Annotated in this window: 5 protein-coding genes; 3 read left to right on the top strand and 2 right to left on the bottom strand. The window is 35.0% G+C overall.

Annotated features, from left to right (window positions below):
• Positions 1-90: 90 nt before the first annotated feature.
• Positions 91-1161, top strand: a complete 1071-nt coding sequence (gene psbA, locus Dongsha4_RS12590; protein ID WP_015218695.1) for a photosystem II q(b) protein — start codon at positions 91-93, stop codon at positions 1159-1161.
• Positions 1162-1355: 194 nt separating this feature from the next.
• Positions 1356-7898 carry an Hpt domain-containing protein gene (locus tag Dongsha4_RS12595; protein ID WP_330202719.1) on the top strand — a complete coding sequence of 2181 codons (6543 nt, stop codon included), beginning with the start codon at positions 1356-1358 and terminating at the stop codon, positions 7896-7898.
• A gap of 392 nt (positions 7899-8290) precedes the next feature.
• Here the strand turns inward: Dongsha4_RS12595 and Dongsha4_RS12600 are convergent, their stop codons facing one another.
• Positions 8291-10696: a phosphoketolase family protein gene (locus Dongsha4_RS12600; protein WP_330202720.1), complete on the bottom strand. Its 2406-nt coding sequence runs from the start codon at positions 10694-10696 to the stop codon at positions 8291-8293.
• Between the two features lie 704 nt (positions 10697-11400).
• Between Dongsha4_RS12600 and Dongsha4_RS12605 the strand changes: the two genes are divergently transcribed.
• Positions 11401-13164 carry a two-component system response regulator gene (locus tag Dongsha4_RS12605; RefSeq protein ID WP_330202721.1) on the top strand — a complete coding sequence of 588 codons (1764 nt, stop codon included), beginning with the start codon at positions 11401-11403 and terminating at the stop codon, positions 13162-13164.
• 97 nt (positions 13165-13261) lie between these two features.
• On the opposite strand, the gene Dongsha4_RS12610 is transcribed toward Dongsha4_RS12605, so the two are convergent.
• Entirely contained in the window at positions 13262-15832 is a 2571-nt protein-coding gene (locus tag Dongsha4_RS12610) for a glycosyltransferase family 39 protein (RefSeq protein WP_330202722.1), read from the bottom strand.
• Between the last annotated feature and the right edge of the window lie 3 nt (positions 15833-15835).

Here is a 15835-nt window from a genome sequence, read left to right on the forward strand (position 1 = left end):
AAACTTCATAAAAACGTTAATATTTTGCTATAGTGAGAAATCACTTAATTCATAACGTACCTCGAAAATTCATACATAAGTAATCATAAGATGACTACCACTTTACAGCAACAACAACAGCTTTCCGCATGGGAGCAGTTCTGTCAGTGGATCACTTCTACCAACAACCGTTTATATGTAGGTTGGTTTGGTGTGTTAATGATCCCTTGTTTATTAACTGCAACCACTTGTTTCATTATCGCTTTCATCGCAGCTCCTCCCGTTGATATTGACGGTATTCGTGAGCCTGTAGCTGGTTCTTTATTATACGGTAACAACATCATCTCTGGTGCAGTTGTTCCTTCTTCCAACGCTATTGGTTTACACTTCTATCCTATCTGGGAAGCGGCTTCCTTAGATGAGTGGTTATACAACGGTGGTCCTTACCAATTGGTAGTATTCCACTTCTTGATCGGTGTATTTTGCTACATGGGTCGTCAGTGGGAATTATCCTACCGTTTAGGTATGCGTCCTTGGATCTGCGTTGCTTACTCTGCACCTGTATCTGCGGCAACTGCTGTATTCTTAATCTACCCCATTGGACAAGGTTCTTTCTCTGATGGTATGCCTTTAGGTATCTCTGGAACTTTCAACTTCATGTTTGTGTTCCAAGCTGAGCATAACATCTTAATGCACCCCTTCCATATGCTTGGTGTAGCTGGTGTATTCGGTGGATCTTTATTCTCTGCGATGCACGGTTCTTTAGTAACTTCTTCCTTAGTGCGTGAAACCACTGAAACCGAATCTCAAAACTACGGTTACAAATTCGGTCAAGAAGAAGAAACCTACAACATCGTAGCGGCTCACGGCTACTTCGGTCGTTTGATCTTCCAATATGCTTCATTCAACAACAGCCGTGCGTTACACTTCTTCTTAGGTGCATGGCCTGTAATCGGTATTTGGTTCACAGCAATGGGAATCTCTACCATGGCATTCAACTTAAATGGTTTCAACTTCAACCAGTCTATCTTAGATAGCCAAGGTCATGTAATTGGAACTTGGGCAGACGTATTAAACCGTGCAAACATCGGTATCGAAGTAATGCACGAGCGTAATGCTCACAACTTCCCCTTAGACTTAGCAAGTGCAGAGCCTGTATCTGCTCCTGTAATCAACGGATAAGTTGTATAGGTTGAAAAATCAAAACAATTAAATAAATAAGCAAAAGGCACTCTCTATTAATTTAGGGGGTGTTTTTTGTTGTCTAATCGGTTTTGGAGATTTATCAGGTTTTTGTTTTGTTAAATTTATGATCAAAGAAGTTTCATTGTTAAACTAATATTAAAGTAAAAGCAAAACTATCCCTACCAGTTGTCATGAATTCACTTAATCAAGCCTATCAATTATTTATTGATGAAGTCCCAGAACTATTACAAGAAATAGAAAACGGTTTACTTAATTTGAACCATGATAGAAGAGTCGCAGTCATTCATGGGATGATGAGGGCCGCTCATTCTCTTAAAGGTGGGGCGGCTAGTGTTGGCTTACAAGGGATAAAAAATATTGCCCACAGATTAGAAGATTATCTGAAGGCTTTATATAATGAAGATTTGATTATAGATACCGAATTAGAAGATTTATTTTTAGAAGCATTTGATAGTTTAGCTGTACCTCTAAAACAACAACTGGAAAATGGAGATTTCGATCGCACTTCAGCCCAAAATAAAGCGGAAGAAGTTTGGCAAAAGTTAGATGCAAAATTGGGTAATGCGATACAACAAGTGAAAGATTATCTTCCTTCCTCCGAGGATTTGGGCATTGATATAGTGGCTTCTATGTTTGAAGTGGATATTGCCCAAGAAATTCGTCGCTTAAAAGGAGTGGTTGCCTCTCCTGAAAGTTTTAATCCTTCCCAAGAATTGAGAGAATCCTTAGAAATTTTACAGGGATTGGGAGAAGTGGTTAACTTACCGGGTTTTTCTTTAATTGTTTCCATGACACAACAGGCTTTTGAAAAACATCCCGATAAAACTATTATCATTGCCGGTTTATTAGTACAAGATTTAGAAGAAAGTAGAGAAATTGTACTAGGAGGCGATCGCATTTCTGGAGGAAACCCCTGTTCTAACTTACTAGCTTTAGCCGAAGATAATCAAGCACAAGTAGAAGCAAAAGTTCTGCACAAAATAGCTCAAACCCAACAAAATACCGTCAGTGTAGAAGATCCTGTTTATCAATTTTTCATGGCAGAAGTACCAGATTTACTTCATGAAATTGAAGCAGGTTTATTATCTCTCAAAGAAGATAAAAGTATCAATAATATCAATAATATAATGCGTTCTGCTCACTCTCTTAAAGGAGGCGCGGCTAGTGTTGGCTTAGACAACATTAAAGATATGGCGCATAAATTAGAAGACTATATTAAAGCCTTATTTGATGAGAGTGTGATTGTCAACGATGAATTAGAGACTCTTTTTCTCTCAGGATTTGATTGTCTCAAAAATGCCCTTGAGGAGCAGAAAAGCGATGGTAATTATTCCTTGCAGTGGCAAGATGAAGCCGAAGCTGTATGGCAACAGTTGGAAAATAAACTAGGAGATATTGACAACAGCAATTATTTACCCTCTTCTGCTGATTTAGGAGTTGATATAGTAGAATCACTATTTGAAATTGATATTGCTAGAATTATTGAACAATTACAAGAAAACTTAGAAACTTGCACCACTGAAGAATTAAAAATAAGTGTTACACCTGTGCTTGAGGTGTTAATTGGTTTTAGTGAAATCGGCAACATGAAAGGTTTAAAAAGCATTGTTGATACAACCTTTGCCGCCCTTACAGAAAATCCTCACAAAATTAAACAAATAGTAAAATACCTGATTAACGATTTAATTCAAGCTAGAGATGATGTTTTATCGGGTAATTCCACCCAAGGAGGTAAACCTTCCCCAGAGTTAGAAAAATTAGCTCATAATGCCCCTGAAGATTTGGAAGAATTAGTAGAAGGGGATAACCTTTTTCATCCAGATTCAGAAAATAGCGAAGATAGTAGCCTCTTAGATTTTGCTGATTTGGCATCAGAAATTAATAGTAATTTTGATCAAGAAGGTGAAGAAAATATTTTTGATGTTTCTGTTGATAATTATGAATTTAATTTTACTCCCGAAAATGATCATCAAGAAGAATTACCCGATTTAAGCAATTTAATACAAGAAAACCATACAGAAGATATTTTTGCGAACTTTAGCAGTGAAAGTAACCAAGAAGAAAATTATCCAGATTTAGATATATTTATGGATAATATCTTTGGGGAAGATAACCAAGAAGATGACTCTATATCTATACAACAGAAAGAGTTACAGGCACAATCTTACAAATTTTTTATGGAGGAAGCCGTAGAATTAATTGCTTTAATTGATAATAATTTGGAAACTGTTTTCCAGACAAGAGATATTAATGATATTAACGAGGTAGCAAGGGCGGCACATTCTCTCAAAGGAGGTTCTCGCAGTGCTGGTTTAGAAGAAATTGGCATGATTGCCTTAAGAGTAGAAAAAAGTCTTAAAGCCTTGTTTAACGACGATATACCCCTTGATGAAGCGAGAAAAATCTATCTGAGAGACATTTATCAAACTCTCCGTCAAGCCATTGTTGCCAGAATGGAAAATCAAGAATTTGACGAGAAATCCGCTATGGATAGGGTAAATGCCCAATGGGAAGTTTTTGAATCAGAATATGGGGAAGAAATAGCTAAATCGGAGGAATTTTTACCTTCTTCTAGTGATTTGGGCATTGATATTGCCACTTCCATTTTTGAGGTAGATGTGCCTGAAGGTATTGCCAATCTACAACAAGCGTTAGATTCTGGGAATGCAAACGACTTGCAAGATACTCTTTTAATGCAGATAGAGGTGTTTTCTGGTTTTGGTGAAATGTTAGGCTTACCCGGATTTACGGCTATTTGTGAAACGGCAAATAAAGCTCTAAATAATAACCCTAATCAAATTGTCTCTATTACTCAAGCCTTTATTGATAATTTACAGGAAGCTCATCATTTAGTGATAGAAGGCGATCGCACCTCTGGGGGAGAACCGAGTACAGACTTATTAGTTTTAGCAGGAGAATCTGCCATTACACCATCAGAGGAAATATCTACTGCCGTAAGCGAATCCACAGAAAAACCCATTGATACAAGTGATCAAGCCTATGGATTCTTCATCGAAGAAGCCCCAGAGTTATTACAGACTATTGAAACAGGGCTGTTAAACTTACGGGAAGAGCGTACCACCGCAAAAATTCACGAAATGATGAGAGCGGCTCATTCTATCAAAGGAGGGGCGGCAAGTGTTGGTTTAGAAGCCATAAAAACTATATCTCATGAATTAGAAGATATTTTCAAAGTTCTATATAACCCCGATATTGATATAGATACTGACTTAGAAAGCTGGTTATTGGAAGGATTTGACTGTCTGCAAAATGCTCTGACAACCCAAATGGAAACAGGTACTTATCAACCTCAAGAAAGCCTAGAGGAAGCATCCCAGATTTGGGCAAAAATTCGCACTAAACTAGGGGCATATTTGGATCGTGCGGACGATTATATTCCCTCATCTTCTGATTTAGGAGTCGATATTGTTCAATCAATGTTTGAGGTGGATGTTGAACAGGAATTGCAACGGTTGAAAAATGTGCTAGAAAATCCCTCTAGTCAACCTTTAGGTGGAGAATTACGAGCTACCCTAGAAGTCTTTTGTGGATTTGGCGAAATGCTGAATTTACCCGGATTTGCGGAAATTGCCCAATTGGGTTTACAGGCCGCCGAGACTAATCCCGATCATATTTTAACAATCATCAATGTTATTATTCGAGATGCAGAAAAAGCAAGAGATGTAGTTCTAGGAGGCGATCGCACCCGTGGGGGAGAGCCTAGCGAAGAATTAAAACGCCTAGCACAAGGAGATAATAACCTAGAAGCGGAAGATAATATTTTCTTCCTTGATAACTCTGACGATATTACCGAAGATGAACCTTCTTTAAATGAAGTTTTTGGAGAAGTGCTATCTACTCCTGAAGAAATTTTCCCCGCCATTGATAAAGATACTCACACCACGATTCCTCCTTTAGAAGATGTTTTCCAGCTAGATTTTGATCCTAGTCAGTTAGAAGCATTAGATCAAGGAATTGCTGATAATGATGACGATGAAACTCCCAACCTAGAGGAAATTTTTGCCTCTGAGTTTAGCGAGGAAGAAATCAACCTCCTTGCCAACGCTTCTGAATTGGCCCTTGAAAATGATAAAAATAACACTATTCCCAGTCTGGATGATGTTTTTGTTGCTGATGATAGTAACTTAGTTAACACTCCAGAAGAATCAGAAGATAGCCCCCTTCCCCTTGATGATGTGTTTGCCAATCCTGATTTTAGTTTAATTGAAGCTGATGAAGAATCAGAGGAAGAAGATATATTATCTTTGAGTGAAATTTTCTCCAATGTGGAATTACCCTTAGAAAATAATCTCGTTGAAGTTGATCAGGTAGAAGAAAGCACAACCCCTGAAGAAGTTATTGCTCAAGATCAAAATACCATCAATGATCAACCAGAAGATATTTTTACCCTTCCTCCTGAAGATGAAGAATCGTCTCATGTCTCAACAACAGAGCAAAATTCTACTGATGAGGAAGAAAAACAACCCATAGAAGCTAAAACTCCCAAAGAGACTCATAAACAAACTATTATTAATCTTTCTCCCGAAGAAAGAGAAGTTCTCTTGAGTGCTAAAGGGGAAAACATTGAGCAAACAATTCAATCAATTGCGGATATATACGATAAGTTACCGGGGCTAAAATCCTCAGAACAAATAAAAGGAATTTCCAAAAAAGAAGAATCCTCTTCTGAAAAAACATCTATTACCCCAGCATCGACGGCGAAACCTGCAACTCCTTCTCCAAAAAGTAATTTAACTATTAGAGTAGATTTGGATCGCTTAGAGAGAATGAATAACTTAATGGGTGAGTTATCTATCAATCGTAATGGTTTATCTCTACAAAATAACAAATTACAAAATGCCGTTAAAGAGTTAATTGAAAGATTTGCTAATTTCCAACAAATGGCAAATAACTTAAGAGATTTATCTGATAAGATGCTCGTTTCTCCTGAGAAATTCGCTCCAAGAGGACAGGTTAACGCTAATAATAATTTTTCTCTTGCTTCATTAACTAGCGAAGATGATGATTTAAGTCTTCATTCTGCTTTTGATGCTTTGGAAATGGATCGTTATGACAATCTTTATAATCTTACTCAAGGTTTAATCGAACAAATGATTCAGTTAGAGGAGGCAGTGGACGATATTGGTTTATTTGCTTCTCAGTCGGGGCAGACGGTAGAAAACCAAAGACAAATGCTTAATCGTCTCAGAGATGAATTAATGTGGGCAAGAATGCTTCCTTTGGGGGAAATTCTCAATCGTTTTCCTCGAGTTCTCAGAGATTTGTCTGTGAAGTATAACAAAAAGGTTAATCTTAAACTTAGCGGTACAAGTGTATTAGTTGACAAGGCGGCATTAGAGAAATTATATGATCCCTTAGTGCATTTGATTCGTAATGCTTTTGACCATGGAATTGAAACCCCAGAATTGAGAAAACAAAGAAATAAACCTGATGTGGGTACGATCGAAGTTAAGGCTTATCATCAAGGTAATCAAACCATTATTGAAATTCGAGATGATGGTGGGGGTTTAAATTTACAAAAAATAGGTCAGAAAGCAGTTGAGAAACAGTTAATAACTTCTGAACAGTTAGCTGTAATTACCAAGGAAAATTTACTAGATTTGATTTTTGAACCGGGATTTTCCACCGCTTCGGCAGTCACAGAAATCTCTGGCAGAGGGGTTGGTTTAGATATTGTTCGTTCTCAGTTGCGATCGCTCAAAGGAACTATCAGCGTGGATTCTGAACCTAATGTTGGTACTACTTTTATCCTCAGACTACCTCTTACTTTAACTATTGATAAACTTTTAGTATTGTCGGCGGGAGTTCATTTCTATGCTTTGCCTTCAGATAATATTGTGGAAATTGTAGTGCCTGAAGATGAACAAATTAAAATTTCAGGAAATAAACGCTTTTTACACTATGAACATAGAGTTGTACCTATATATCCTTTAACGGATTTACTGGAATATCGTTGCTATTTATCAAACACCGCTAGTGTCAATCAGAGTTTAGAAATTTTGCCGACTCCTGAAGAATGGGGTAAACCATTATTATTAATTAATTTAGGACAAGAGTTATTCGCTATGGAAGTTGATCACCTAGTGAGTGAACAAGAATTAGTTATTAAACCTTTCGGTAAGGCTTTGACAGCACCTAGTTACACTTATGGTTGTACAATTTTAGGGGATGGTACGTTAATTCCTGTTATCAACACAACTATTTTATTAGCTAATTATTTACAGGTGAGTTCTGGGGGAACAGTTGCACCTCGTCGGGTTGCTTCTTCTACAGATAATGTTGTGCAGTCTCAATCTTTCCAAGTGTCTTCGGTTTTGGTTGTCGATGATAGTGCGGCTATGAGACGAACTTTGGCTCTTTCTTTAGAAAAAGCAGGTTATCGAGTGGTACAGGCAAAAGATGGAAAAGATGCGATCGAACAATTGCAACAGGGTTTAAGTGTAAACTTAATTATCTGCGATATTGAAATGCCTAACATGAACGGCTTTGAGTTCCTAGGACAAAGAAGACGCTATCCTGAATTTAACAAAGTACCAGTTGCGATGCTAACCTCTCGTAGTAATGATAAGCACCGCAAACTAGCGACTCATTTGGGGGCAAATGCTTACTTTACTAAACCTTATATTGAACAAAAATTCTTGGAGTCAATTCGCAACTTGGTAGAAGGACAAAAGTCTGCTGTAACAGCTTAGTTTTATTTGGGACTTGACTTGAGTTCGATATAGAATTTTCGGTTTTGGAAAGGTGTCAGGTATCAGGTTAAAGAATTGATAAAAAACACATCTTTATTGATTTTATTATTTTCAATCTTTAGATTAACTAAACAATTTGATTAGAAAATTAAACCTAAAACCTGCAACCAGCAACCTGAAACCTAACCATACCTGAGTTCGATGAAAAAAGTATCGAAAAATAAAGCGCCCTCGAGTTATCATCGAGCCAATTTTGGAATAAAAAATTATTAAATTTAGGAAAAACTCATTTAAAATCAATTTATTCAGCTTTTTTGTCAATAATTATTACTTTTAACTCCGAACTCCGAACTCCGAACTCCGAACTCAAAATTTTGCCTCTCGCTTTTTTCTTAATAAGGCCATTTCCAGTTAGTCATCTCAGGTTTATCGATACCATGGGTATGAGCATAGTTTAAATGATCGATGATTTCATTTTTCATTCTTTCTTTTAAATATGCCGCCCGAGAACCAAGTTTAGGAACACGATCAATTACATCAATCACTAAATTGAAGCGATCGATCTGGTTCTGAATAGCTAGTTCCAAGGGAGTGTTAATGTTACCCTGTTCTTTATATCCTCTGACATGGAGGCGATCGCTCTCTCTGACATGACGGTAGGCTAATTTATGAATTAACCAAGGATAACCGTGAAAGTTGAAAATAATGGGTTTATCTTCTGTAAACAGAGTTGTAAAGTCAATTTTTGACAAACCATGAGGATGTTCGCTATCATCTTGAAGTTTGAATAAGTCCACTACGTTGATAAAACGAACTTTGAGTTCAGGACATTCTTTTCTTAAAATTGCCGTTGCCGCTAAAGATTCCATAGTGGGAACATCTCCACAACAAGCCATGATGACATCAGGATCATCCGCAGAAGTGCCTTGATCATCATTACTAGCCCATTCCCAAATACCAATTCCTTTGGTACAGTGTTTTACTGCCTCTTCTATGTTGAGATACTGTAAATGTTTTTGTTTGTCGGCAATAATGACATTGACATAATCTTTACTGCGTAAACAGTGATCTGTCACACTGAGTAAACAGTTGGCATCAGGGGGGAAATAAACCCTTACCACATCAGCACTCTTGTTGGTTACTAAATCCACATATCCGGGGTCTTGGTGAGAGAAACCATTATGGTCTTGGCGCCAAACAGTGGAAGAAAGTAAAATATTAAGAGATGATACAGGTGCTCTCCAAGGTACTTTATTTTTGCATATATCTAACCATTTAGCGTGTTGGTTAAACATAGAATCCACCACATGGGCAAAGGCTTCATAGGTGTGGAATAAGCCATGACGACCTGTTAAAAGATAGGTTTCTAGCCATCCTTGCAGAGTATGTTCGCTCAACATTTCCATCACACGACCATCAGGAGACAATTCGCCACCGTCTTGGTCTTCAGGTAGATAGTCTGCCATCCAAACTTTTTTCGATACTTCATAGATAGGATTTAGGCGGTTAGAAGCGGTTTCATCAGGACCAAAGACTCGGAAGGTGGTCATGTTTTTTGCCATTACATCCCGTAAAAAGTTACCCATAACTTTGGTGTTTTCTACTTCTATTTTGCCCGGTTCAATGACATCGATGACATATTTAGGATCTTTAAAATCAGGTAAGTTTAAATCTTGGCGTAATAAACCACCATTCGCAACGGGATTGGCACTCATACGGCGATCGCCTTTCGGGGCCAATTCTTGCAGTTCGGGGATTAAAGTACCATTTTCATCGAATAACTCTTCTGGTTTATAGCCTTTCATCCACGCTTCTAACATCTGTAAATGTTCGGGATTACTGTGCATATTTCCCATAGGTACTTGGTGCGATCGCCAAAACCCCTCTACTTTGCGACCATCAACGGTTTTAGGACCAGTCCAACCTTTAGGAGAACGAAAAACAATCATAGGCCACCTAGGACGTTTTGGTACTCCTGTGCGTCTAGCTTCCTCTTGAATAAGCCTAATTTTACCAATACATTCTTCTAACACTTCCGCCATTTTTTGGTGCATTATCATGGGGTCATCTCCTTCCACAAAATAGGGTTCATAACCATAACCAACAAATAATGCCTTTAACTCTTCATGGGAAATACGAGAGAGAATAGTGGGGTTAGCAATTTTGTAACCATTAAGATGTAAAATGGGCAACACCGCACCATCACGGATAGGATTAATAAACTTATTAGAGTGCCAAGCCGTTGCTAAAGGACCTGTTTCTGATTCACCATCTCCCACCATTACCACAGAAATTAAGTCAGGATTATCTAAAACTGCACCGTAAGCATGGGAAACCGAATAACCTAACTCTCCTCCTTCATGAATTGAACCAGGAGTTTCTGGGGTGACGTGACTGCCGATATGTCCGGGGAAAGAAAACTGTTTAAAAAACTTGTGCATTCCCGCTTCATCTTGGGTTTTATCGGTGTAAATTTCTGAGTAAGTACCCTCAAGATAAACGGGGGCAAGAATACCAGGAGCACCGTGTCCAGGTCCTGCTAAGTAAACCATATTTAGATCATATTTTTTGATTAAACGGTTTAAATGTACATAAACAAAACTTAACCCCGGACTAGAACCCCAATGACCTAATAAACGATTTTTTACGTGTTCAGGTTTGAGAGTTTCTTTAAGTAAAGGATTATCTTGTAGATAAATCATGCCAACGGCTAAATAATTACAAGCACGCCAGTAAGCATCTATTTTTTTTAATTCTTCTGTACTTAATGCTACAGATTTTTCTATTGATTGAACCATGAATTTCTCTATTATTTTTGTAATTGCTTTTATTCTATCTAATTTTACTTTTTGTGCATTGATTTTTCCTTAAGAAAATATTTTATTTTCCTTAAACAAAAGTTAAGATGTGATCATATTAATATTTGAAGATATTTTATTTAAAGCCATAGCAAATATCAGTTTATATGACATTATTTGAAGAGACTATGACAGTAGAAATTTTCAATAAATAAAAATATCTGAGTTACTTTAATTACTATAGAATATAATGTTATCCTCGCTACTTATTCATAATGATGATTGTTAAAAATTCTTTAGGTTAATAAATTTAAAATTACTTAATCTATCTTTAAATAAAAAAATAGTTAATAATAATTTGCCCTGATAAACAATCTTAAACAACAAATGCTAATTGTTTTTAATTACCTACTATCTATAAATATCTGCTTACTCTAAATACTATTAAATATCTTGTTATAATATTAATTAATTATAAGTTTGCATTTATTTTTGGTGTGGTGGTTCTATAATGTATTTAAGAGAAAAGTGTGCAGTAAATAAGTTTAGTTAATTCTTGGTGACATTATTTATTCACTACAATAATTAATAATTAATTGCATGATAAAATAAAATATAGGTAACATAAAAAAATAAAATATATACCTACAAAGAAAGCGACATCGGAAAAGAAGTAAATAAGATTAAAATGGGAGAATTATGTGGTGTCTTTTAATCAGAGAAATAATGCCCAAAAGATATTGATAGTAGATGATCAACCAGAAAATATACATATCTTGATGGAAATACTGGGAAAATTTTACAAAATTATTGCGGCAACTAATGGGCAAAAAGCGATCGAACTTGCACAAAAGCATCCCCAACCAGATTTAATTCTCCTCGATGTAATGATGCCAGATATTGATGGTTATGAAGTTTGCCAACAGCTTAAAAATAATTTTAGAACAAAGGATATTCCGATTATTTTTGTTACGGCTTTGGGTGAAATTGACGATGAAATGAAAGGTTTAGAAATTGGTGCAGTCGATTATTTAATTAAGCCGATTAATCCTTATATTGTACAGGCAAGAGTTAAAAATCATTTGACCATCCGCACCCTTTATCAAGAATTACAAAAAGCCAATTCTATTTTAGAGGAAAAGGTGAAAGAGCGTACAGCTCAACTGGAAAAAATGATTATGGTAGATAGTCTGACTGGTTTACCTAGCAAGGTTGCGTTGGTTGAAGAAATTAAAAGTATTATGGGTACTAATTCTCTTTTTGCCCTAATTCAATTAGATTTTAGTCGTTTTAGTCTTATTAATAGTTCTTTGGGTCACGAAATAGGCGATCGCTTCTTACAAACAATAGCATTACACATTCAGAAATGTTTAAGAGAAAAAGATTTTATTGCCAGAATGGGAGCGGATAATTTTTATTTATTATTAAGAGAAAGGGAAAATAAGGAAGAAATAATTAAATTTACAGAGTCTATTTTAAATAGTTTTAGAAATTCATTTAAGGTAAATGAATATGAGATATTTGTTAATTGCAATTTAGGGATTGTTTTTTCAGATAAAAACTATAAACAAGAATTAGAGTTGTTAAGAGATGTTGATACAGCTTTACATAAAGCCAAGCAAAAAGGACAGAATAAATATTATATTTTTGATAGTAGTATTAGAGAAATAGCACAAAAAAGATTACAGTTAGAATTAGATTTGAGAAAAGCTATTAAAGAAGAACAATTTACAGTTTTTTATCAACCGATAATCGATTTATCCAAAGAAAAAACCTATGGTTTTGAAGCCTTAATTCGTTGGCAACATCCTACAAGGGGGATGATTTCTCCTTTTGAATTTATACCCTGTTTAGAAGAATCTGGTTTAATTACAACAGTGGGATTATGGGTGTTTGAAAAAGCCTGTCAACAGCAAGTTATTTGGCAAGAAAAATTTTCTCATCCTCTTTATATTAGTATTAATTTGTCTCCCTATCAATTTTCTCATCATTCCTTACTTAGAGATATAGATGATATTATTGAAAAAACAGGCATAAATCCAGAGTATATAAAAATAGAAATTACCGAGAGTGCATTAATAGAAAATATAGAAAAAGCGATTAATATTCTTAATGATTTTAAAGCGAGAAAAATAAAAATCAGTTTAGATGATTTTGGTACAGGTTATTCTTCTTTAAGTTATTTGCATACTATTCCTGTCGATTATTTAAAAATTGATCGCAGTTTTATTCGTAATAGTAATAATAATCAAAAAAATGCAGATTTAGTAGAGATAATTATTCTGTTAGCCCACAAATTAAAAATGAAAGTAATAGCCGAAGGTTGTGAAACAAAAGAAGATTTAGAAAAACTGAAAAACTTAAATTGCGAATATTCTCAAGGTTATTTTTTCTCCAAACCAATACCCACTCAAGAAACTATCCAATTTTTAACGACAACTTATCAGACTTTGGAAAGTTACAACTAAATCTAAGTTAAAGATAGGCAATAGGCAACGGGCAACAGGTAAGAGTTTTTCGTAACATCAAATTGTAAACTTTGTCAGTATAAAAAATAGAAATGATTTAAAAAACATCTTGAGAAACTATGTTTTGGTAAATTTGCCATGCTTTTAATAGATTGCCCTGCATCAAAGCGCTAATTCCTTCTAAGTATTGAAACTCTTTTACCTCTGGTTGCAATTCTAAAGCCGGTTTTAAAGCTTTTTCTCCTTCTTTTCCTCGCCAATCATAGAGATACAAGAAACTTAAATAAGCATGGTTAAAGGCATTATCTGGATTTATTGTAACTAATTCCTGAGCAGATGCGATCGCACCTTCAACATTTTGTTGTAACACTTGAGCAAGAAGAAGGGTATAAAGATAATTAATATTTTCCTCTTGTTGAAGTCGATATTTCATTGCCTTTTGTGCAGCCTTCAGATAATCTTGGGTAGGATCATACTGATTAATTCTACCAACTTGAGCGAAAACAGGATCTAAACCTTCAATACCTTGAGATAAATTGGGGGCAAATATCCTTAATTGACTGATTAAATCTAACTCGCTATCAGTTGGAATAGGAGGAGAATTTTGAGCAACTTTAACTACTATCTTAGGTAAAGAAAGAGGATAACTTTCTCCATTTTTTTTATCTAAATAAGTCGCTTTTAAAATATAGTCTCCATCAGGCATATTATTAGGCACAAACATTGCCGTATTTTCTGTGATTAAAAAATCTTTACTGCTATCAAAATTACCAATATTTAAAGAGTGTAAATTACCCATTGCTAAAGCATGATCATGAGTCCATTTTTGTTGAGGATTAGTCACAGATTGCCAGTCTAAAATGAGAATTCCTTTAACTAAATTATCCCATGAGCCAGACCATTGATAACTAACGGGAATCTTTACACCTTGTTTAAATATTGGAGGAATATTTATTTCCACTAAATTAAGTTTACTATTATGCGTATTAAGAGGTTTTACTTCATTGCTTGGTAACTTTTTATAATATAATTTTAATTGACTATCATCAGGTAAAGACCAATTTTTTACTAAAGTAAATTGACCATTATTTTCTACTTGATTAACAATTATTTTTTGAGAGTCTGGAATTGAACCCTGATAACCAGTCTTAGTTAAAAACCAATCCATTGAATTAATATCTTGAGGGATAAATTTTTCATTTGTGCCTACTTGTCTGCCAAATACTTTAAAACGAGGAATTGAACCATAAAAGGAAATATTATGTTGGTTAATTTCAGGAGTAGAAGGTAAAACTCCTATATTTGCCCTTAAATAAGGAGTTGTTTCTATAGCGGCAGGGATAATTTCAGGGGTTGCCCATGGCTTTCCCATATAGGGAAAATTTTGCATTTTAGGACTAAGTTTTGCCGTTAACCAATTACCTCCTAAAGGGAAATAATTAAACATCATTAAGAGAATAGAAATAAAGACTAATACTATTTTTATAATCCGTTTTCCTTTTCCTTGATAGCTATAAATTAAAGCAGAAATAATTAAAGCTAATACTGGTATTAAAGGTAATATATAACGAATATCTTTATTAATATTTAATGAGGATAATAGATAACCACCTATTAGATATACTCCCAACCATATAGTTACTTTAATGGTTTCTTTTTGATGGCGTTGATTTTGATAAAAATTGCTTCCTAAAAATGACCAGATATTTTTATATTTAGAGGATTTTAAACTAAAATATTTAACAATTAAATAAACTAGACCAAATAAAGCAAATAATGTAACTACCCATGACAGTAAATAAGGTAAAATTTCCCCGTAGAAAGTCCATGCTTTAAGGGTATTTAAAGGGGGGTCTCCTTCAATGATAGCAGAGTCTATAGTTGCCCTTTTTCCAGAGGTAAAAATTAATAACCAATTGGTGCGATACCAAGGGTAAAAAATAATAATTGCACAGGTAAAACTAATAAGTAATTGAGTCAGTTTTTGCCACTGACGAAGAAAAAGAAGATTGAAAAAACTATAGGTAATGGGTATAAAAATAAAGAAAGCAAAAGTTTGTTTTAATAAGACTCCTAAACCGAAAGAAATTCCTGATAAAATACTAAGCAACCAAGAGTATTTACCATGATTAAAATACCAATAACTAAAACAAGTAAAACTAAAAATAATGATAACTGTCAGGGGAAAATCTAGGAGAAATTCAAGACGATAATAGTATAAACTAGGGATTAACTGAATTAAAATACAGGCAAATAGAGCTATTTTGTCATTAAAAAATAATCTTCCTAATAAAAATAAAGAGATTAATAATATTAAATTAAACAGTGATAAAACAAGATTTCCATGATCTACACTTCCCCCTAAAATCATAAAAAAAGGGGAAGTAATAATATACATTAAAGGCGGTACTTTATTCGAGAGTAGCCAAAATTCCCGCCACCATGCACCATCAAACCATCGGGGATTTCTCAACGCATCTTGATAAACCGTCACCCCATTCAAATATTCAGAAGGATCCCACGCAGGTATGGTATTATCTAAACTGAACCAAATGCGATCGCATCCAAAACTAAAAAGCCAAATTAACAATAAAGAAATAATAACTTGATTTCGAGTCAGACTACTATTCTTGTTTCCCCTTAGCTTTACTCTTGTGGTTAACGCCATGAA

Source organism: Cyanobacterium sp. Dongsha4, assembly GCF_036345015.1.
Taxonomy (GTDB): Bacteria; Cyanobacteriota; Cyanobacteriia; order Cyanobacteriales; family Cyanobacteriaceae; genus PCC-10605.

What these genes read in the sequence shown, in the direction of transcription:
- Dongsha4_RS12595 (WP_330202719.1), top strand. Translation starts at nt 1,356, where the DNA reads ATGAATTCACTTAATCAAGCCTATCAATTATTTATTGATGAAGTCCCA.
- Dongsha4_RS12600 (WP_330202720.1), bottom strand. Translation starts at nt 10,696, where the DNA reads ATGGTTCAATCAATAGAAAAATCTGTAGCATTAAGTACAGAAGAATTA.
- psbA (WP_015218695.1), top strand. Translation starts at nt 91, where the DNA reads ATGACTACCACTTTACAGCAACAACAACAGCTTTCCGCATGGGAGCAG.
- Dongsha4_RS12610 (WP_330202722.1), bottom strand. Translation starts at nt 15,832, where the DNA reads ATGGCGTTAACCACAAGAGTAAAGCTAAGGGGAAACAAGAATAGTAGT.